The organism is Pontibacter lucknowensis, assembly GCF_900156415.1.
In the GTDB taxonomy this organism is placed as follows: Bacteria; Bacteroidota; Bacteroidia; order Cytophagales; family Hymenobacteraceae; genus Pontibacter; species Pontibacter lucknowensis.
Genome location: NZ_FTNM01000006.1, coordinates 128,507 through 149,954 on the forward strand (window position 1 = coordinate 128,507; position 21,448 = coordinate 149,954).

Consider the following 21,448-nt stretch of genomic DNA (forward strand, 5'->3'; position numbering starts at 1 on the left):
CTGACAAAGGATATAGCGGCTTTTGAAAAATTAGTGCTCTTGAATGGAAGCAATTAGGAATTAGCTACTTAGGGATAGGAAGGTGTTTAAGAGAAATTGGACACTAAGAAAAAAAAACGCCCGGTCAGGTATACCGACCGGGCGATCAAGAAGAGGTAACGAGCGGATTCGAACCGCTGTAGCAGCTTTTGCAGAGCTGAGCCTAGCCACTCGGCCACGTTACCCTGATTGGAGTGCAAATATAAGCAGAGAAGTATGCTTGTCAAACAATCAGGTCATATTTTTTAAACGCCAATAGATATAGCGTTCATAATAAGCCCCTTATTTTTCAATACTACTGTTGCGATTTCTATTTTGGAAGCGGTGCCCCTACAGGTATAGCGCAATCGTGACCTGGCTGACCGTGCGGCGGGTTGGTACCGGCAGCAACTGAACCAGACACTTGTGGCTGGAATGCAGGCTGAGGTGCTGTGAGCTTAGGCTGTGCCGGCAGATCAAGTGGAGCGCCTACTTCGATGTCACAGCGGTGACCAGGCTGGCCATGCGCAGGATTCAGGGCTACAGTACCCGCTGGAGTAGCTGTTGCAGCGTTCGTGTTAGCTGGCGCAGTAGTTGGCTGGGTTGTAGCTGTATCAGCTTTTTTATTGTCTTCTGAGCAAGCGCTAAAGCCGATCAGGGCAGCAGCCAGCAGTACGTTAACGGTAGTTTTCATGCAATGATTTTATAAGGTGTGCGGCCTTCTGCCCCTGCCATCCTTTTGGCAGACCAGGGCGCTTTTGTTACAACCGACAAGCTACCAAAAAGGTGCCGCAAAACCAAAATCCTTCCGACATACGGTCAATTCTGCCTGTCTAAAAACTCCCTCCGCGTACCATAACTTTATCACTCCTTTCCGGGTATATTCAGGAAAACCTCTATGCGCTTCCGCCTTTGTGCGGAACACACGCTGCCCGACTGCCGTACCCGGACTTGTTAAGGCAGCTCGCATAGCACTTATCCTTTACAATAACACATTATAAATCCAGGCCTTATCAGCCAGGCAGCGGTGCAGAAGGAACCAGATATTGTCCTTACGCCTTCAGAGCCGCATTTGATTATCGTTATGAACAGACTTCTATTCTTAGACGCTTTAAGGGGCATTGCCGCACTCTCAGTGGCCCTTTTCCACTATACTTCCGTGTACCGCAGCCTTTACGGCCATAGCTTCTCCCCTGCTTTCGACTTCGACTACGGTTTGTTTGGGGTGGAGCTTTTCTTTATGATCTCAGGCTTTGTGATCTTCTTCAGTTTCGACAGGATCAAGAGCGGAAGCGAGTTTCTCTTTAACCGCGGCATCCGACTTTACCCGACCTACTGGTTCAGCATGATCACAACTTTCGTGGTGGTACAGACATTCAGCCTGCCCGGCTTAGAGACTACCTTCACCGACATGCTCGTCAACCTGACCATGTTCCAGAAGCTGGCCCGCGTACCAGACGTGGACGGAGTATACTGGTCGCTGTTTTCGGAGTGGATGTTTTACCTGATGATGCTTGGCCTGTTCATGACCAATAACCTGAAGCGTATTTTGTGGGTGGGTCCGATATGGGTGCTGCTGAGCTTGGTACACAAGTATGGCGTTAGCTTTGGTCCGGTCGGTGCCATCCTGAACCTATACCATGGCGTGTTCTTCTATGCGGGCATCCTCTTTTACCTGCTCATGAAGCAGCCCGAAAAACGGAACATTGTGCTCGCTCACTTGCTCTTCTGTATCGCTGTGATTGTAGCGCTATACTTGCCGGAAGGTCTGCCGCATACGCTCGTCGTTATTTCCTTCTTCGGGGTATTTTACCTAGGGTTGATTGGTAAAATGGAGTTCCTGGTGAACAAGGTGCTGCTCTTCCTGGGCAGTATCTCCTATGCACTCTACCTGATCCACCAGTTTGTGGGTTATGTGATCATCAACGAAACGAAACACTTGTTCGGCGATAGCCTGCTGGTGATCGTGCCACCACTAGCCATCACACTTACGGCGGCCTGGCTGATTACAGCCTATATTGAAAAGCCGGTCGTAAGCAGGCTCAAAACCTGGTACAAGCAACGGTCAGGCCATACCTTGCCGCAGGAAAAGAAAATACCCGTCAGCGGATTTGCCAAACCCGAAACTGCCCCTACTAAATAGGTATAGCAGGTCAGAGCTAAACCCCAGGCTGGCTATAAGCTACCGCTATTTCTGCTCCCAAACGGGCATTGTGCCTGATCAGCGCGATGTTAGCTTCGAGGCTCTCGCCCTGGCTATGCTCTGCGATATACTTTAAAAGAAAAGGCGTGACGGCCTTGCCCTTAATGTGCTGCTGTGCGGCGGCGTGCAGGGCCTGGGTGATATACCATTCCATTTCAGGTGCAGGCACTTCAAACTTTTCAGGTATGGGATTCGCTATCAGTACAGCTCCATCCAGTCCCAACTCCCATTTGGTGCGTAACAGGCCTGCAATTTCCCGGGCAGAGTCCAGTCGCAGTGGAGAGGCAAAACCGCTTTGGCGGGAGTAGAAACTCGGAAACTCATTCTGCCCGAAAGTAACAACCGGTATACCTTTGGTATCCAGGTACTCCAGGGTCAGCCCAATATCCAGGATCGACTTCACACCCGCTGATACCACCGCTACGGAGGTCTGCCCCATTTCAGTCAGGTCTGCCGAGATATCCATGGTGGTCTCTGCTCCCCTATGCACACCTCCTACCCCGCCTGTAACGAACACCCGTATACCTGCCATAGCGGCAATTCGCATGGTGGCAGCGACCGTTGTAGCGCCATCGATTTGCTGGCTGATGACGTAAGGCATATCAACCAGGCTCACCTTCCAGACACCCTCGGCCTTGCCCAGGTGCGCAATCTGCTCCTTTGTTAGCCCTACACAGCATTTGCCGCCTAGTATAGCAATGGTAGCAGGTATAGCGCCTGCTTCCCGTACCACCTGCTCAACCTTCAGGGCAGTCTGCACATTGTGCGGGTAAGGCATGCCGTGGGCAATGATGGTGGATTCCAGCGCTACGACAGGCTTGCCGTCGGTGAGGGCCTGCTGTACCTCGGGGTGTACTTGGATGAAACCGTTCATGATATTATGCTGGTTCTGTAGCTTAGTATATTGGTAATGGCTATACAACTTGGTGAAGACATTAAATTTTAAATCTGATTAGGCGGTCAACACTTTTGCCACCACGGCACTTATACTATCATACCGAATCATCATTCAGCTTTTGTATTCATAGATAAGCTGGACTACCCCTGACTTGAACCTGTTTACTTGTACTAAGTTAAGGTTTAGTCTTTCCTTCAGATCCTGAAACAGCGGTTTGCCTGCTCCTAATACCGTTGGGTGAACAGAAATCCGGTAAATGTCAATCAGCCCATGCTGGACAAAGGTTGTAATGAGTTTTGCTCCGCCATATAGCCAGATGTCTTTGCCCTCCTGCTGTTTGAACTCGGCTATCTTCTCAGGTATACCAGAATTGCTAAAAGTGGCTTTGCTATCCTGCCGCTCCTGACTGGAGAAAACGATCTTCCTTTTAGCGTGTACTGCCTCCCAGATAGCTTTCTCTATTTCGCTTGCGCTGGCATCGGGTTGAAAGTTCCCCCACATCTCGTAGCTTACCCGACCATAGAGTATGGTGTCTATACCTGAAAGAAAGCCCTGGAAGTCCATATCATCGTCCAGGATGCACCAATCCACTTCGCCATTTGGCCCTTCAATGAATCCATCGAGGGTTACGGCCAGATCTAAGATTACTTTTCTCATGGTTATTCTTTAAGCCACTCGATAGCACGTCGAACAGCCTCATCATCTGGTAAAGTCTCGTCTGGGTATACCTGCTTACCGTATGTGGTCTGATTTCGATCAGCGAATAATGCCCGGGCTAAATTTAATGTTGAACCGTCCGACAATCGATACCCTTTCAATTCAGTAGACGCACCACAACTCGGACTTCCAAAGCTGCGGGCATTAGGTCTTCCTATAAAAGATATAAATACTATCTCACCCGAACTAGCTACAGCCCCATCAACCAGTACAGCCACTTTAGGATTAGGTTTTTTTAAACTATAAGACTTATCCATGTACACCATCCCTCCAGGACTGTTGCCAACCGAACAAACGGAGAGTCTGCCTATACTTTCATCATATCTCCAGCACTTACGCACATCGTATGTATCGATAAAATACCCCGCTATGCCTGATCCTAATACTGGTCCTACTCCTAACATCATTGGAGCCATGTTACCACCGTTATTACCTCTCAAGTCCACTATCCATCCTTTCAATTCTCTTTTGTCGGCGGCCTCAATAATTTCGTGAGCAGCTGTAGCATAGGCCATTACCATCGACTCATTAGTTCCTGCAAAGCTGTCAATTTTAAGGTACCCGATTTCCTCATCTTCTGGTACTGCCGTGGGATAAGTTCTCTTGCACCCCTTTCCCGGAGTATAAATTTGTTTCCCGGTAGTACTTACATAAACACTATGAGATTCCTGAAGTAAAGTTAAAGCAAGCTCAATGGCAGGATACGTTTCTTCTATCGTCGTAGCGTCCTTCGCCTTCTCTTTGACCCGGCGTTCAAAATCCACCCAATCTATTTGATGCCGGTAAACTGCTTCTCTTTTAACTAAATTAATGATTTCCTCTACATGTAGTTGAGGGATATCTTTTCTGACAAAAACATCCTCTTCTTTCTTACAAGCGAATAAACTGAGAGACAGGAGAATGATCAGAATCCGGTGAAGTCGCATGGCGGGAGTTAGTACGTTTTTGTGATATCCTTAATTAGTATTTCAATATATTAGAATTTCTTGATAAAACAAAAAGGCCCCGGATCTCTCCGGGGCCTTTCATTATAGGACAAGCTTAGTACTAAGCGTTGTTCTCTTCTTCAGCAGACTCGTCGTCAGAACCTTTTGCCTTTTTAGCGGCAGCAGCTTCTAACTTTTTAACGCCAGCTTCTTTTTCATTCTCCAGCATCTGCTCTTTCAGGGCAGAAAGTGCGTCCAGGTCACCCAGGGTAGACTTGTTCTCAGCTTCTTTCTGAACTTTTGGAGCTTTCTCCTTCTTCTCACCGCCGGCAGCAGGTGCAGCTTTCTTAGTGGCCTTCGCGATACGTGCGTTGTCAGCCTCAGAGTAAGTAGCAGTGTGCGACAGGATGATCTTACGGTCGTCCTTAGAGAATTCAGTTACACGGAAGTCAAGGCTTTCACCTGCTTCTACCTGAGAACCGTCTTCTTTCTGCAGACCTTTAGGGAATGAGAAACCTTCGATGCCGTATGGCAGCTCCAGTGTAGCGCCTCTGTCTGATTTCTCAAGTACAGTAGCTTTGTGTACTGAACCTACGTTGAATACAGACTCGAACGTATCCCAAGGGTTCTCCTCCAACTGCTTGTGACCAAGAGCAAGTCTTCTGTTAGCTACGTCCAGCTCCAGAACAACTACGTCAAGGTTCTCACCAACTTTCACGAACTCAGATGGGTGCTTGATCTTCTTAGTCCAGGACAGGTCAGATACGTGTACCAGACCGTCTACGCCTTCTTCCAGCTCCAGGAACAGACCGAAGTTAGTCAGGTTACGAACTACGCCAGTGTGCTTGGTGCCAACTGCATATTTCGTGATAACATCCTCCTTAGTCCATGGATCTTCAGTAAGCTGCTTGATACCAAGAGACATTTTGCGCTCTTCGCGGTCAAGTGTCAATACAACTGCTTCAACCTCGTCGCCTTGCTTAATGAAGTCTTGTGGGTTGCGCAGGTGCTGTGACCATGACATTTCAGAAACGTGGATCAGACCTTCAACGCCTGGCATCAGCTCAAGGAATGCGCCGTAGTCAGCCACGTTAACGATCTTGCCTTTAACTCTTGAACCAACTTCAATTTCAGCTGGCAGAGCATCCCATGGGTGCGGAGTAAGCTGCTTCATGCCAAGAGAGATACGCTTCTTGTCATCGTCGAAGTCAAGCACTACCACGTTCACCTTCTGGTCAAGGTTCAATACTTCTTCTGGGTGGTTAATACGTCCCCAAGAGATATCTGTGATGTGAAGCAGACCGTCTACGCCACCAAGGTCGATGAACACACCGAAGTTTGTCATGTTCTTGATAACGCCTTCCAGAACCTGACCTTTCTCCAGGTTGTTCAGGATAGCGGCACGCTGTTGCTCCAGGTCTTTCTCGATAAGCACTTTGTGAGATACAACCACGTTGTCGAAAGCGGCGTTGATTTTCACAACTTTCACTTCCATCTTCTTACCAACGAACACGTCGAAGTCACGGATCGGCTTCACGTCGATCTGAGAACCTGGCAAGAAGGCTTCAACACCGTAGAGGTCCATGATCAGACCACCTTTGGTTCTTCTCTTCACTACACCCTCCAGAACGTTGTCGTTCTCAAGTGCGTCATAGATCTTAGCCCAGGCAGATACAATCTTCGCTTTCTTGCGGGAAAGGATCAGCTGACCGTTCGGGTCTTCCTGGTCTTCGATGAATACTTCAACCTCGTCACCAACTTTCAGTTCAGGAAGATCTCTGAATTCTGAAACTGGCACCAGGCCGTCAGATTTGAAACCGATGTTCAGGATCACGTCACGATCAGTGATACCTACCACGATTCCTTTAACAACCTCCTGCTCCTGTACGGTAGTCAGGGTGTCGTCATACATTTTTTCCATTTCAGCGCGCTCTTCTTTGCTGTAGCCGCCACCGAAACCTTGAGACTCAAACTTGTCCCAATCGAAATTTTCTGGAGAATTACTCATAATGTTTTACTGCTCTGGAGAAGCCACCGACTTAGAGCAATAGGCCGGTTTGGTTTGGTTTTACATTTCTCCGAACGCGGTGCCGGAGCCATTCACTCGAATGAAGGGGCAAAAGTAAGGAATACTTAGAAATAATGCTAGTATATAGAAGAGATTTCGCAAAAGAAATAACAGGTATAAGTACCTGATACAGAAGGCACATATCTAGTCATCAACCTCATTACCTACCCGCCGCAACAGCAGGTATAGCCATTCCCCTTATCAGCTTTCCAGCCATTCCGCTCTTTTGTCAATTTAACTAAACCAAGACATACGATGACTTAGCTGCAGGTATAGGCTATCTTAGTACTTCCTTCTTGGCAGGTATACAGAACAGTAAAAACAGCCGGAAGCCCCATTATTCCAGAGGGAAAATCATCCTGATCAAGCAGAAGCATGCAGCACAATTTATCAACTTCAACTTATCATACAGACATCATCACAGCACGACCTGATAAATAATAACTTACCAATTGTAAACTAAATATATTAGCAACCATATATTACTACTTCTTGGCTATTTTCAGGTAGATCTGCCAGTCCTCATTAAAGTCGTTCAGGTGCTGTTGCAGGAAGGTATAGAGAGAGGGTCGGGAGGGGTGACGGTATAGCTTGAGGCCGGCTTCTTCGGGGGTTCGGTCGCCTTTGCGGGAATTACACCTGGAACAGGCCGTGACGATATTCTGCCAGCTGGTCTCTCCTCCCCTGGAGCGTGGCAAGAGGTGGTCCAGGGTCAGGTTACGGGAAGTACCGCAGTACTGGCAAAGGAAGTTGTCGCGACGCAGCACATTGTGCCTGCTGAGGGCTATACCGTAGTATGGCACCTTAACGTAGCGCTGCAGCCGGATAACAGAAGGAACAGGATAAGAAGTGCTGACCGTGCGCAAAACAGCGCCATTGGCTTTGGAAATAAGCTCTGCTTTTTCGAGATAGACAAGCAAAAAAGCCTTGGTCACCGTGCAGACGGCGATTGCGCTGAAGTCCTGGTTCAATATCAGCACTTTGTCTCTCATGGCCATTCTTTGAACTTTTGCTATAGCTTCTACGAGAATTAACCAACTCGTTATAGCCTAAGTTCAAAGAAAAATGCTGAGAATCAGGAAAAAATGCGCTTGATGATACGTAGTTTATGGGAGTAGCGCTTGCGCTCGGCATTGTAAATGCCATTGTGGTCGAGGGTGTCAATTCGGATCTCGCCATGGGCATGCATGATCTGCTGCCCTTCCAGCATGATGCCCACATGCGTAATACGACCTTCTTCGTTGGCGAAATAAGCCAGATCGCCTGGTTGAGTCTGCGTAGCAAAGTGCACTTCATCTCCTACTGCCACCTGCTGACTTGCGTCACGGGGCAATTGATAACCACAAAGGCCGTATACCTGCTGCGTAAAGCCCGAACAGTCGATCCCGAACATAGACTTACCACCCCACAGATAGGGCGCTTTCAGGAAGCCCATGGCCAATTTGGCAAGCTGAACCGTTGTAACCGGCACGGCAGGGTTCGTGGCTCGTCCGCTGTACTGATAGCTTTGGCCATCAATACGCAGGCTCATGCCGTCAAAAAAGGGCAGGTAAGCCCCTATACCTACCGGAATACGCATATCAGCACTGCTCACCACCTGCACGATATCGAGCGCACGCGGATGCTGCGCTGCCTGCCACTCCTGGTAATAACCCGCTGACACAGGCATATACTGCTTAAGATCGATCCATCCGGTATATCCATCCGAAGCCAGCTTCACCTGCACCCAGTTTCCTTGCTTGCTGAGCACCTCCAGACACTCCCCAAAGAGTACCTGGGTCACCATTTCCGCTTTATCAGATGGCTCAGCGCGCATCGGCACCAGACTGAGCATGCATATTCCGTAGTCCATTTTTGAGTTAGTAATTGAGTGAGTGAGTTAGTGATTTTTGCAATAGTGATTAAGTGATTTACTGCGATTCGATGGTGAATATGTCAATGTATCTCCCGGTTTGAGGATGTGAGTAAACTCCCTTCACGTATAAAAACATGCAGTGCGCTTCCACTTACACCTTACCTCAAACGCAAATAATCGCTCATTCACTAACGCACTTAATCACTAAATCCCTTAAAACCCGCTTCGGTCAAGTTCGCGTTTTATATCCTTTGCTTTGATGTCTTCCCGCTTGTCGTGCAGCTTCTTACCGCGTGCCAGTGCAACCTCTACTTTAGCAAAGCCGCGCTCGCTGATGAACATCCGGGTAGGGATAATCGTCACCCCCTGCTCCTGCACACCCTTCTCCAGTCGCTTTAGCTCGCTCTTGTTGACAAGCAGCTTGCGTACCCGCATGGGTTCGTGGTTGTAGTGCGTACCCTCGGTATAGGTGGAGATGTGCACGTTGTGCAGGTACAGCTCGCCATTATGCAGCACACAGTAACCGTCCTGCAGGTTCACCTTGCCCTCCCGGATCGATTTGATCTCTGTTCCTTTGAGTATGATACCAGCTGTGTACTTGTCCAGGAACTGGAACTCAAAAGAAGCTCTGCGATTCTGGATGTTGACGTGCTTCTTGATTCTGTCTTTATCTTTTGCTTTCGTCATGCTAATTTATTGGAGCCAGCACCCTGGCCAGTTTCTCTTTCTTTAAAATCTTCTGCCCGGTCTCCCCATCTGCCACCAGCCTGTCCCCCACCCGGGCCTCAAAGCTACAAATCACATTGTTACCTTCCTGCGATCTCAGGTGAGCGACTATCTCTATTACTTCGCCCTCGAAAGCCGGACTTTTATGATTGATAGTCAGAAATGTACCTATCCCTTCTTCATCCTCTCCTTTCATCTCCAACACAAACAAGCGCCCTGCCCACTCAGCCGCCTGCGCCAGCGAAAAGGTGCTGCAAACTGCATGCACCAGCCCATCATCAAAACGGGCAAAGTCCGCCTCTGTTACCGTTTTGCGGTATACCTTGCTATCGCCGGTTTGGAAGGGGTTTTTCATTTTTGATTGAGTGATTGAGTGAGTTAGTGAATGAGTGATTGTTAAATGGTTGATGGTTGAGTGTTGTCTGAATCAGGATTTTCAGGATGAAAGGATTAACAGGATTCCCTCAAACGGTTGTTCTTCTATATCAATTCTGTAAATCTAAGAGCCCTGTAAATCCGTGGGAATATGGCCCCTCTTTAATCCTGAAAATCCTGATCCTGACAAGCTATACCAGTGCGAGACTTGGATAAGTCGCGACCTGTCTCTACAAGTAACACCTCCTCAACTCTCAAACTCTCAAACTCTTAAACTCCCTAAAACTTCATCCTCGGTTCCGGGCTCACGTACTGGTCCGCAAAGTCGCCTTTAAGATATTGATAATGAGCTGTTATAGCAATCATACCTGCATTATCGGTACAATACTGAAAAGCCGGGATATATACGTTCCAGTCGTACTTTTTGGCGTAGTCCTGCAGGGCCTGGCGAAGCCCTGAGTTGGCAGACACGCCACCGGCGATCGCTACTTCTTTTATGCCCAGGTCCTTTGCAGCCAGCACCACTTTCTTCAGCAGGGTCTTGATCAGAGTATACTGTACGCTGGCGCAAATATCAGCCAGGTTCTCCTGTACGAAGTTCGGGTTGTCTTTCGTTTTATCTTTAAGGAAGTAGAGCACCGAGGTCTTGATACCGCTGAACGAAAAGTCGTAGCCGGGCATGTTGCCTACCGGGAACTCGAAGGCCTTTGGGTTACCCTGTGCCGCTGTCTTGTCAAGCATGGGTCCGCCAGGGTATGGCAGGCCAAGCATTTTAGCGGTCTTGTCAAAGGCCTCCCCTACAGCGTCGTCCGTGGTCTGGCCTATGATCTCCATGTCCAGGTGGTCTTTTACGAGCACAACCTGGGTGTGGCCGCCGCTCACAGTCAGGCAAAGGAACGGAAAGTTGGGTTTTGGGTCATCGATAAAGTGCGCCAGGATGTGTGCCTGCATGTGGTTTACATCAATAAGCGGAATGTTGAGGCCCAGCGCAAACGACTTGGCAAAAGAGCTGCCTACCAGTAAAGCACCCAGCAAGCCCGGGCCGCGGGTAAAAGCCACTGCATTTAAGTCAGTTTTGTTTACATTTGCTGTACTCAAGGCCTGCTGTACAACCGGAATAATGTTCTGTTGGTGTGCTCGCGACGCAAGCTCCGGCACAACACCGCCGTATTTTTCGTGAACAGCCTGAGTAGCAATAACATTTGACAAAACCTTGCCACCACGTATAACCGCAGCAGAGGTTTCGTCGCACGAAGATTCAATTGCTAATATTGTAGGTTCAGTCATCTTTTGGAAAAAGAACAGTCCATAAATTACTTCAAAGTTATAGGAAAAGCCATTCTAAAAATAGTTTTGGCCTTAATCCTGTTGCTTTTGGTTGTATTTGCGGTTGTTTTTGTGGCTATTCGCTACCCGGGTGTGCAAACCAAAGTTGCTCAGAAAGCAGCCGAGTACATCTCCCGCACCATCGACCACGAGGTGACGATCGGGCGTGTGGATATTGAGTTTTTCAGCAACGTGATCCTGGAGCAGGTGAAAGTGCTCGATTACCGGGGTGAGGAACTGTTTTACGTAGGTCGGGCCAAGGCGGACATCAGCCTGTTCTCTATCTTCCAGCCAAATACTCTTGGTATAGCCACCCTGGAGTTGCAGGAGCCCCGGGCCAACCTGGTGCAGTACGAGGGCACCGACTCCCTCAATCTGTCCACTTTCATCACGTCCCTCGGCAATCTGATCACCAAAGACACGACCAAGGCTTCCCAACCTTTCGAGTTCTCGATCGATGAACTGATCATCAAAAACGGCGCCTTTACCTACGACGACTTCAACCGCCCCCGCACTGACTACGGCATCGACTACTTTCACCTGGGCATAGACAGCATCTCGGCACGCTTTACGGAGTTTGAGCCCGGTGATACGCTCAAGGTTCGGGTAACGGATTTGACTGCCTTCGAACGTCCGTCCGGCATACAGCTACACAACCTCGATGTGTTGATGACTTATGCTTCCACTTTCTGGGAATGGGACGAGCTCGACCTGCGGGTAAACGAAAGCAACGTGCAGGAATACATCCGCTTCGACTATAACCGCTTTGGCAACTTCTCCGATTTTATCGATAGCGTGACAATGACGGCCCGCGTGAAGGACTCACGGGTATATTCTCGTGATATTGCCCTCTTTGCCCCACAGATCAAAGACTACGATGAGAATGCCTACATCGCATCGGGGGAGTTTGAAGGTCGTGTAGCGGAGTTCGTGGCGACCAACCTGGATATAAAGTATGGACAGAACACCCACATTGTAGGCACCATGAACGTGGATGGCCTGCCTAACTGGGGTGAGACCTTTGCCAACATCCGCCTGCAGCCTTCTACGCTCAATGCCGATGACATCAAGCAGTTTTTGCCTGCTGATGCCTATACCATCGCCTCACGATTAGGCACAGTGAAGATCGACGGGCGCTTCCTGGGTTTCTACAATGACTTCGTGGCCAATGGCAGTTTTGCTACGGCGCTGGGCAATGTGCAGTCCGACATCAACATGAAGATAAACCGGAGCAACAATGCCTCCTCTTACCGTGGTCGACTCAAAACACAGAATTTCAACATCGGTCGCCTGATAGGCAATGCGGACGTTATCAAAACGATCACCATGGATGGTCGTGTAGTCGGATCCGGCTTTACACTGGAAGACGCCCGCATGGAGATCAACGCAGATATTGCCCAGCTTCACCTGCTTGATTATAACTACCGCAACATCCGCACGGACGGCACTCTGAGCCGCCAGCGTTATGAGGGGCGTTTTGCCATTGCTGACCCGAACCTCGTCTTTACGGCCAATGGTGAAGTGAACCTGGCAAATAACAACCAGGCTTTCAACCTGAGGGCTGATCTGGACAAAGCCGACCTGAAAGCGCTGCGCATTTCAGATAAGTCGGTGATCGTACAGGCCAATGCCGACCTCAATTTCCGCGGCCTCCGGCTTGATGACTTTGAAGGCACCGCTTTTTTTGACAGTGCCGCCGTCACTTACGAAGGCCAGCGTGTCGCCCTCGACACGATCCGGGTGCAGTCACGTATCGGTGAGGGTATACGGAGTCTCACGCTTCGCTCTACTCCACTGGCCTTGCGGGTGAGCGGTGACTTCGACTACTCTGTGCTGATTGACGACCTGAAGCAGCTGGTGCAGGAGTATCAGCTTAATTTTGAGAGTAACGATGCCGCCACAGCCGCTTATTATAGCCGTAAGCGTTCCTCTAACCGTCCAGAGTACAGTCTTGATTATGACCTATACCTGCGGCGGGTCAATCCGCTTATACACTTATTTGTGCCGGAGCTCACAGTTTCTGACTTTTCAAAGCTGGAGGGTACTTTCCGACATGGCAATACAGTCATCCTGACATCCTATGCACAGATAGACACGATCCTGTATGATGATGTAACGCTATACCAGAATGACATAGAGCTTAGCACTTCCAAGCTGCAAAACAGTCCGGATGTGCTGGCCAGTGCCCAGTTTACCTCCGAAAAGCAGGTACTTCCTTCCGTGGGTGAAACAGAGCGCCTACTGCTGGAAGCGATCTGGAGTGAGCGTACGATCGGCTTTTATACCAACCTGCTGCAACCCGCTTTTAACAACCAGGCAACCGTGGTCGGCGACGTCAATTTCCTTCAGGACCGCCTGCAAGTTGTATTTGGCAGATCCAATATTACCCTTCGCGAGACGCCATGGGCCTTTCAACCGGGCAGCATGGTATACATCAGTGAAAACGGGAAGCGATTTGATTTTGAAGAACTGATATTATCTAACCAGGACCAGATTATTCGGGTAGACGGCGCCATTGGTCAGGACCCAGGTAGTACGCTGGTGGCCAGCATCAAAAATTTTGACCTCCGCAACCTTAACCCGCTCATGCCCGAGCAGATCAGGGGCACACTTAATGCTGAACTGACGGCACAAGACATTTACAACAATGCCCTGCTGAACGCAGGCATGCGCGTCGACTCGTTCTACCTCGACAATGTGCTGATCGGCGACATCCGGGGAAAAGGCGACTGGAACAATGCCCAGCAACAGATGGTGGTGGATGTAGATGTTGAAAGGAACAACAAAAAGGTACTGACTCTTACAGGCAATTATTATCCCCGGGCTGAAGAAGAGCAGCTGGACATGCTGGCCGTACTGGACGAGACCCAGCTCAAGATTGTGGAGCCGATCCTGAAACCGATCATGTCGCAGCTGGAGGGGACCATGGAGGGGCGCATCCGGGTGCTTGGCAGGTTGTCGGCGCCGATCCTGACAGGCTCTGTGATGGTCACTGGCGGACAGTTCCGCTTCGATTACCTTGGCACCACCTACCGCTTCTCCGACCGGGTCTACTTCGGGGCCAATAGCATCAGCTTCCGCAATGCGCAGCTGCGTGACCTTTATGGTAATGTGGGCACTGTGACGGGTGGTATCGCCCACGATGGCTTCCAGAACATGGTGCTCGACCTGAACGCCCGTTTCCGGAACTTGATGATTCTGAACACGACCTACGAGCAGAACGAACTCTATTATGGAACCGCCTTCGGCACCGGTACGGCCAGTGTGCTCGGTCCGGTGGACAACCTCAAAATAGACGTGAACGCCCGAAGCGACGCCAACACCCGTATAGTGGTACCACTTGACAATCAGACCGACCTGGCCCGCAAAGACTTTATCCGCTTCGTCAATCGCAACATCAGCGACTCTACCGGTGTAGCAGTGGCCGTGGAAGAACAGAAAGTGGACCTGTCGGGCATCAACATGAATTTTGACCTGGACGTGACCGACGATGCTTATTTTGAGATCATCATCGACCGGCAAACAGGTGACGTGATCCGGGGCTCGGGCAGCGGCCAGATTCAGATGACGATAGACACCCGGGGCGAGTTTAACATGTATGGCAACTTTGAGATCGCGAACGGCGCCTATAATCTTAACCTACTAGAAGGTGTGGTATCACGTGAATTCCGGGTGACGCCTGGTGGTACGCTGTCCTGGAACGGCGACCCGCTGGAAGGCATCATGGACCTGCGTGCCACCTATACTCAAAGCGCATCCTTAGCCGATATTATGACCACCCGGGGCGAAAGCGACTTAACCTCCGCTCCGCAAGGTCGCTACCCGGTAACGGCAATTGTTGATCTGAAAGGCCCTATACTGACTCCCGAAATTCAGCTGGGGCTGGACTTTGAGAGTATGCCAGCCAATGCCCGCCTGCAGCTTGATCCGATTATAGCCGCTATCCGCAACGATGAAAATGAATTGAACAGACAGGTGTTCAGCTTACTTGTACTGCGCAGGCTGGCTCCTATTGGCATGTTTGCCTCTTTTGACAATGCTGGCGTTTCAGCGGTGGGCGGCAGTTTGGGAAGTTTACTCACAGGGCAGCTTAGCGGCCTGCTCAACTCCATAGACAGCAACCTGGAGGTAGATATCGGCCTGGGTGATGTGAGTCAGGATGCGCTCTCCACTTTGCAGCTGCGCCTGAGCTATACCTTCTTTCAGGGGCGCCTGCGGGTAAGCAGCCAGACAGGTATAGGCGCAGCCGCACAGTCCGAGCAGGCTGGTGGTAACAACCGAAGCTCGTATCAGGGGAACTGGTCCATCGAGTACTATATTACACAGAGCGGTGAGTTGAGGGCCCGACTGGAGTATAACACCTTGCCCGAAAACTATCGTACCCGGGTTTCGAATACGCAACGTTTGAGTTTACTGCACACGAAGCGCTTCGACAATTTGCGGGAGCTCTTTGGCCGGGATCGGGATGCACGCCGAGAGCGCCGACGCGAGCAGCGGGAAACCCCCATCATCCTCGACTCCGACCCACGCATGAATCTGTAAAGCCCGGAACACCAGCCGGGCTTTTTGCATTAGCTGGCCGGAAGCACCTCATATTTAAATAATATTTCTATTTTTGCACGGAAGCGTATCGTATGGCAACAACTACCCCCAAGACAGTCAAGAAGAAGAAGCTCGGTAATTACCCGCATGCCATGGTGGTGTTCTCCATCTCCCTGGCTCTGTTTGTAATTGGCCTGTTCGGCATGCTGCTGATCCATGCTGGCAAGCTCTCCGACATTGTGAAGGAAAGCATTGAGATGCAGGTGTACCTGGATCGTGATCTGACGCAGGTACAGCTGGACCGCTTGCAGAAGACATTATCCGCCAAAGAGTATGTGGCTTATAAGGGTGATACGGCCCAGGTACGATTCCTTTCAAAAGAAGAGGGCGCCAAGGCATTTCTGGAGGAGACCGGTGAAGACTTCATGGCCTTTCTGGGAGATAACCCGCTTCGTGACACCTATGTGCTCCGGATAAATGCCGAAAGCTCCAGTTCAGCCCAACTCAAAGGTATAAAAAACGACATCGAAGGTATAGAGGGAGTGTATGAAGTGCAATATGTGGAGAGCCTGATCGAGTCGATCAACAGCAACATCCAAAAAATCAGCATTCTGCTAATCGCTTTTGCAGGTATACTGGTGCTGGTGGTGATTATCCTGATCAACAACACCATCAAGCTTGCCCTGTACTCCCAGCGATTCCTGATCCGGAGTATGCAGTTGGTAGGTGCTACCTCTTTCTTTATTCAGCGACCTTTTCTTAACCGCGCCGCATTTCAGGGCATCATAAGTGGTATTATTGCCTCTGTTTTGCTTTTTGCGCTGATGCAGTACGCCTACCGCGAGATTACAGAGCTGAGCCTGCTCAAGGACGAAGAGCAAATGTACATGCTCATGATCGCCCTGATTGTTCTGGGTGCCGTGATTGGATTTATGAGCTCTTACCGCGCTGTACGCAAGTACCTGCGCCTTTCACTTGACGAACTATATTAATATGGAAAATAAGAACAAGCTTGCCTTTGGCAGAAAGAACTACATCCTGATGCTGGTGGGCATTGCCGTGCTGGCAATAGGTTTTATCATCATGACACTCGATGATGAGCAGTATGGCCTCGGTTTTATGGGCATCACATTGGGCCCGATCGTGGTCATGGCCGGCTTTGTGATCGAGCTGTTTGCGATCATGGTAAAAGATAGAACACACGAAAACACAGAAGAGTAGTTAGATGAGTGAATGGCAGGCTATCATTTTAGCCATAGTTGAAGGACTTACCGAATTTTTGCCTGTATCCTCTACAGGTCACATGATCATCGCTTCGGCCCTGATGGGTATAAACGAGCTTCCGATCACCAAGATATTTGCCGTGAACATTCAGTTTGGTGCTATCCTGTCGGTAGTAGTGCTTTACTGGAAGCGCTTTCTCAACAGTTTTGAGTTTTATCAGAAGCTGATATTTGCCTTTATACCTGCGGCAGTCATTGGCTTCCTGCTCAACGACGTAATCGACGCCATGCTGGGCAGTGTGTTTATCACGGCTGTGATGCTGGTAGCTGGCGGTGTGGTGCTGCTGTTCGTGGACAAGTGGTTCGCCCATGCCCAGGAAAACAAGATCACCTATAAGAATGCACTTGTTATCGGTTTCTTTCAGTGCATTGCTATGATTCCGGGTGTTTCGCGCTCTGCAGCTTCTATTATCGGTGGCCTTACCCAAGGCATCAACCGCAAGGCAGCAGCTGAATTCTCCTTCTTTCTGGCGGTACCTACTATGCTGGCGGCGGCGGGTTATAAGCTGGTTAAGGACCTGCTCAAGCTTGAGATATCAGACATCGTGACCTTCGACCTCGTAAAAATCAGAAACAGCTTCGACGTCATCACAGCCGATGACCTGCGCCTGTTGCTTATCGGCAATGTGGTTGCTTTTATAGTGGCTATGATCGCGATCAGGTTCTTCATCAACTTCCTGACCAAGTATGGCTTCAAGATGTTCGGGTATTACCGTATAGCACTAGGTATAGCCTTGCTGGCGCTGCTGGCCATGGGTGTTGACTTAAGAGTATAACATGAACTACAACTTTGAAGCAGGCGAGATACTGCTCCTGGATAAACCGCTTACCTGGACGTCGTTTGACGTGGTGAAAAAAGTGCGCAATACCCTGCGTGTAAAGAAGATCGGCCATGCCGGCACCCTTGATCCGCTGGCATCAGGACTGCTGATCCTGTGCACCGGCAAATTCACCAAACGTATTGACGAAATTCAAGCGCAGGAGAAAGAATACACCGGCACCATCACACTGGGCCAGACCACTCCCTCCTACGACCTGGAAACGCCTGTAAGCGAGAGCAAGGACATCAGTCACCTGACACCAGAGGACATACAAGCTGCTGCCAGTAGTTTTGTAGGCACCATCGAGCAGATTCCTCCTATTTACTCGGCAGTGATGATAGACGGTAGGCGTGCCTATGACCTGGCCCGCAAAGGTAAGGAGGCCGAGATGAAGCCTCGCACTGTTACCATCAAGGCGTTTGACATCACGAACATAGAAGGAGCTGTAGTTTACTTTAAAGTGATTTGCAGCAAAGGCACCTACATTCGCAGCCTGGCCCACGACCTGGGACAGAAGTTAGGAGTAGGCGCGCACCTGTCTGCCCTGGTACGCACTCGTATCGGAGAGTACAAGTTAGAGGATGCCCTCACGATTGAAGATATTCAGGAGATCAGAAGAGCCCAACTCGAAGCGAATGGAAGTAATTCGTAATATAGCTGATTTTCCTAAACTGAGTTTCCCGGTGGTCACCAGCGGTACCTTCGATGGCGTGCATGTGGGCCATCAGAAGATTCTGCAACGTGTGAAGGAGCGTGCCCGCCAGTCAGAGGGTCAGAGTGTAGTGATCACCTACTGGCCGCACCCACGCCTGGTGCTCTTTCCAGAGGACAACGACCTCAGGCTGCTCGCCACTATTGAGGAGCGTATAGAGCAATTGCGCAGTTTCGGAATCGACTATCTGCTGATCATACCTTTTACCAAAGAATTTTCACGCCTGAGCTCCCGCTCTTTTATAGAGGATGTGCTCGTGAAAGCAATTCATACTAAAGTACTCGTCATCGGTTACGATCACCGTTTCGGGAAAAACCGTGAAGGCAGCTTTGAGCACCTGAAGGCCCGTTCAGCCCAATATGGTTTCGAGGTAGAAGAAATTCCGCGTCAGGATGTGGACGACATAGGCGTAAGCTCCACCAAAATACGCAAAGCGATCGAATCAGGCGATATACCTACGGCCAACCGCTACCTGGGCCATACCTACAGCCTCACCTCTACTGTGGTGGAAGGCAACAAACTGGGGCGCACCATTGGCTTCCCGACTGCCAACCTGGCCCTGCCCGCTTCGCACAAGCTTATACCTGCCCATGGCGTGTATGCAGTTTGGGTAAAGCACGACGGACAGCGCCTGCCCGGTATGATGAACATCGGCGTACGTCCGACCGTAGACGGATCTCACCTCACGCTGGAAGTACACCTGATCAACTATGAAGGCAACCTCTATGGCCATACCCTGACGGTTGAGTTTGTGGAAATGCTGCGCCAGGAAAAGAAATTTGAAGGACTTGAAGCCCTTAAGGCACAGTTAGCCAAAGACAAAGAAGATACTATGCGTGTGCTGGGAGCGCAGTAAGGTATAGTCAATTCATAATCAGCTAAACAATCCATCCCTTAAAAGAGTAATCTAAACGATTTCGGACTCTACAGATTCAGGTATAGGTCCGAAATTCAGATAGCTTTTTTAGGCAGAATTTGGATGGAGCACATTACCCTTCTTTACGACCCGGCACAGGAACATGTAGTACAGGATCAAATCATACCTGTATTCGGGGACCAGATTTCTCAGGTACAGCCTTTTCAGCACAACGAAGTCTCCCGGCTGCCCATATCACATGCCTGCTGTGTGGTCACTTACCTCAACGACGAACAGCTTTCCGAAGTAGTGCCAGCTGCTCTGCGGGAGAAGTGGACGCTCGGCTTTCTGCCCCACCCCGACATGAAAGAGGCGCGTCAAGGGTATGGCATATCGGGTGACCTGCTAGAGGCGATCGTGGATATTCGCCAAAGAGACAAAGGTATAAACGCCGACCTACTGATCTGTAATGACAAGCCCGTGTTCAACACCGTGGTGATCGGCAACAGCCTAAGCCTAATGTCGGCCAATGTGTCGCGCAACCCTATTTTGTCGCGCATGGACAAGGTAAAGACTATCTTCCGCCACCCGGAACTGCTCAAACCACGGCCATTTACCATCACGACTGGCAACAAGCCGCCCATCAAAACAGCTGCCTTGGGTATTATATCTGTGCTGCACGGCAAAAGCTCACTGGTGTCACGTATTCTGCTGAAAGACTCTTTTATCAACGATGGGCGCTTGCATGTGCTTATACTGGCACCGCGCAGCATCATGGAACTGGTCAGATTCTCGGTTTCGTCTGCTTTCGGTCAGAACGGCAGCCAGCGGATGCCCTCGTTTATCGGACACATCAAAACACGGTCTGTGGTGATCAGCAGCGAAATTCCGATGGACTTCTCCCAGGATAACAAGCTAATGAGCTCCAGGGAGATAGAGTTGCATGTGAGCGCCGATAAACTCACCATCATACCCGGGCGCTACCTGGTGGTTGATAATAAAAAAAGTGACGCTGAGGAGAAGTTTAAAGTAGGCACACTGCCGCAAGGGGAGTCCTTCCTGAAGGAATTTGCGGCAGAATCATTGCCGTGGGTATTCCATGCCTCCACGCATGAGTTCAAGGGGTTGTTCACCGTACTCAGGGAAAATGCGAGGCCATCCAGCGCCTACCTTACCCTGATGGTACTCTCCACGATGCTGGCCACTTTCGGTTTATTTGCCAACTCCACCCCTGTTATCATTGGTGCCATGATCCTGGCTCCCCTGATGTCCCCGATCATATCGCTCTCCATGGGTGTGCTGCGGCAAGACCGCAAACTAACACTCCAAAGCATGAAGACAATCGGCTATGGCTTGCTGCTGGGCTATGTTGCTGCCATACTGCTGACCTGGCTCAGTCCCCTGCAGGCTATGAACGACGAGATCACCGCCCGCATACGTCCTAACCTCCTGGACCTGGGTGTGGCGATCGTGTCAGGTATAGCGGGTGCTTATGCACACGCCCGAGAAGAGGTGGCCAAGACACTGGCAGGCGTGGCGATTGCAGTTGCGCTTGTTCCTCCCCTGGCTGTGTCAGGCATTGGCATCGGCTGGGCTGACTGGGACGCCTTCATCGGGGCGCTGCTCCTGCTCATGACCAACCTGGCAGGCATTGTGCTGGCCGGTTCTTTCACATTTATGCTATTAGGCTTCAGTCCCCTGCATTTGGCCAAGAAGGGACTTCTGGTATCGCTGTTGGTGGTGGTGATCGTGAGTATGCCGCTCGGCTATGGCTCATTTACCATGATCCGCGATCATAAGGTGATCCGTTCACTCAGCAACTTTACCGTAGACGACATTACTGTCAAGCAGGTATCTGTGGTTCGCAGTAATCCTATGACATTAAGTGTGACGCTAGTATCCGAGAAACCAATTGACAACGAGGATCTGGATCGTGTGAAATCAGCCATCTCCAGTGAGATAGGAACAGAAGTACAGCTGGAGGCATTGATCGTGGTGAAAAAATAACTCCTCACCTGAGCTGGGACGGATTTCACCTAAAAACGCAAGGGCTCCAATTGTATATGGCCTTTTTTCTATCTAACTTTCTATCGGATAAAATCTAAGTTCAATGGCTGTCGGC

18 protein-coding genes and 1 tRNA gene are annotated in these 21,448 nt (G+C 50.0%); 8 read left to right on the top strand and 11 right to left on the bottom strand.

Features of this window, described 5'->3' with window-relative positions; genetic code table 11:
• Positions 1-153: 153 nt before the first annotated feature.
• Both BW972_RS17305 and BW972_RS17310 read right to left on the bottom strand, forming a co-directional pair.
• Positions 154-224: transfer RNA gene (locus tag BW972_RS17305), tRNA-Cys, on the bottom strand.
• A gap of 125 nt (positions 225-349) precedes the next feature.
• A complete protein-coding gene (locus BW972_RS17310) occupies positions 350-712 on the bottom strand; it encodes a hypothetical protein (RefSeq protein ID WP_076423050.1) in 363 nt (120 codons plus the stop codon).
• A gap of 390 nt (positions 713-1,102) precedes the next feature.
• Between BW972_RS17310 and BW972_RS17315 the strand changes: the two genes are divergently transcribed.
• The gene (locus tag BW972_RS17315) at positions 1,103-2,161 is read left to right on the top strand and encodes an acyltransferase family protein (RefSeq protein WP_076423051.1); all 1,059 of its coding nucleotides are present in this window, start codon (positions 1,103-1,105) and stop codon (positions 2,159-2,161) included.
• Positions 2,162-2,177: 16 nt separating this feature from the next.
• On the opposite strand, the gene BW972_RS17320 is transcribed toward BW972_RS17315, so the two are convergent.
• The 9 genes from BW972_RS17320 to tsaD form a co-directional block, all read right to left on the bottom strand.
• Positions 2,178-3,095, bottom strand: coding sequence for a pseudouridine-5'-phosphate glycosidase (locus BW972_RS17320; RefSeq protein WP_076423052.1), 918 nt, complete (start codon positions 3,093-3,095; stop codon positions 2,178-2,180).
• A 135-nt stretch (positions 3,096-3,230) separates the two neighbouring features.
• Positions 3,231-3,776, bottom strand: coding sequence for a dihydrofolate reductase family protein (locus BW972_RS17325; RefSeq protein WP_076423053.1), 546 nt, complete (start codon positions 3,774-3,776; stop codon positions 3,231-3,233).
• A 2-nt stretch (positions 3,777-3,778) separates the two neighbouring features.
• Entirely contained in the window at positions 3,779-4,762 is a 984-nt protein-coding gene (locus BW972_RS17330; protein ID WP_076423054.1) for a S41 family peptidase, read from the bottom strand.
• Positions 4,763-4,883: 121 nt separating this feature from the next.
• A complete protein-coding gene (gene rpsA / locus BW972_RS17335) occupies positions 4,884-6,770 on the bottom strand; it encodes a 30S ribosomal protein S1 (protein WP_076423055.1) in 1,887 nt (628 codons plus the stop codon).
• Positions 6,771-7,315: 545 nt separating this feature from the next.
• Complete coding sequence (locus BW972_RS17340; protein WP_076423227.1) at positions 7,316-7,822, bottom strand: HNH endonuclease; 507 nt, start codon at positions 7,820-7,822, stop codon at positions 7,316-7,318.
• A gap of 83 nt (positions 7,823-7,905) precedes the next feature.
• Positions 7,906-8,682, bottom strand: coding sequence for a C40 family peptidase (locus tag BW972_RS17345; protein WP_076423056.1), 777 nt, complete (start codon positions 8,680-8,682; stop codon positions 7,906-7,908).
• A 216-nt stretch (positions 8,683-8,898) separates the two neighbouring features.
• Entirely contained in the window at positions 8,899-9,372 is a 474-nt protein-coding gene (gene smpB, locus BW972_RS17350; RefSeq protein ID WP_007654753.1) for an SsrA-binding protein SmpB, read from the bottom strand.
• Position 9,373: 1 nt separating this feature from the next.
• Positions 9,374-9,766, bottom strand: coding sequence for a thioesterase family protein (locus BW972_RS17355; protein WP_007654755.1), 393 nt, complete (start codon positions 9,764-9,766; stop codon positions 9,374-9,376).
• A gap of 299 nt (positions 9,767-10,065) precedes the next feature.
• The gene (gene tsaD, locus BW972_RS17360; RefSeq protein ID WP_076423057.1) at positions 10,066-11,073 is read right to left on the bottom strand and encodes a tRNA (adenosine(37)-N6)-threonylcarbamoyltransferase complex transferase subunit TsaD; all 1,008 of its coding nucleotides are present in this window, start codon (positions 11,071-11,073) and stop codon (positions 10,066-10,068) included.
• A gap of 3 nt (positions 11,074-11,076) precedes the next feature.
• Between tsaD and BW972_RS17365 the strand changes: the two genes are divergently transcribed.
• The 7 genes from BW972_RS17365 (at position 11,077) to BW972_RS17395 (ending at position 21,333) form a co-directional block, all read left to right on the top strand.
• On the top strand, positions 11,077-15,654 hold the full coding sequence (locus tag BW972_RS17365; RefSeq protein ID WP_076423058.1) for a translocation/assembly module TamB domain-containing protein: 4,578 nt from the start codon (positions 11,077-11,079) through the stop codon (positions 15,652-15,654).
• A gap of 92 nt (positions 15,655-15,746) precedes the next feature.
• Positions 15,747-16,646 (top strand): cell division protein FtsX, encoded by a 900-nt coding sequence (locus BW972_RS17370; RefSeq protein ID WP_007660171.1) that lies wholly within the window; start codon positions 15,747-15,749, stop codon positions 16,644-16,646.
• A 1-nt stretch (position 16,647) separates the two neighbouring features.
• Positions 16,648-16,875 carry a DUF3098 domain-containing protein gene (locus BW972_RS17375; RefSeq protein WP_007660172.1) on the top strand — a complete coding sequence of 76 codons (228 nt, stop codon included), beginning with the start codon at positions 16,648-16,650 and terminating at the stop codon, positions 16,873-16,875.
• A gap of 4 nt (positions 16,876-16,879) precedes the next feature.
• Positions 16,880-17,713, top strand: a complete 834-nt coding sequence (locus tag BW972_RS17380) for an undecaprenyl-diphosphate phosphatase (protein ID WP_076423059.1) — start codon at positions 16,880-16,882, stop codon at positions 17,711-17,713.
• Position 17,714: 1 nt separating this feature from the next.
• Positions 17,715-18,410, top strand: a complete 696-nt coding sequence (gene truB / locus BW972_RS17385; RefSeq protein WP_076423060.1) for a tRNA pseudouridine(55) synthase TruB — start codon at positions 17,715-17,717, stop codon at positions 18,408-18,410.
• Positions 18,394-19,326: a bifunctional riboflavin kinase/FAD synthetase gene (locus tag BW972_RS17390; RefSeq protein ID WP_076423061.1), complete on the top strand. Its 933-nt coding sequence runs from the start codon at positions 18,394-18,396 to the stop codon at positions 19,324-19,326. Before truB ends, BW972_RS17390 begins: the two co-directional genes overlap by 17 nt.
• 123 nt (positions 19,327-19,449) lie before the next feature.
• Complete coding sequence (locus BW972_RS17395; protein ID WP_076423062.1) at positions 19,450-21,333, top strand: DUF389 domain-containing protein; 1,884 nt, start codon at positions 19,450-19,452, stop codon at positions 21,331-21,333.
• Positions 21,334-21,448 lie beyond the last annotated feature (115 nt).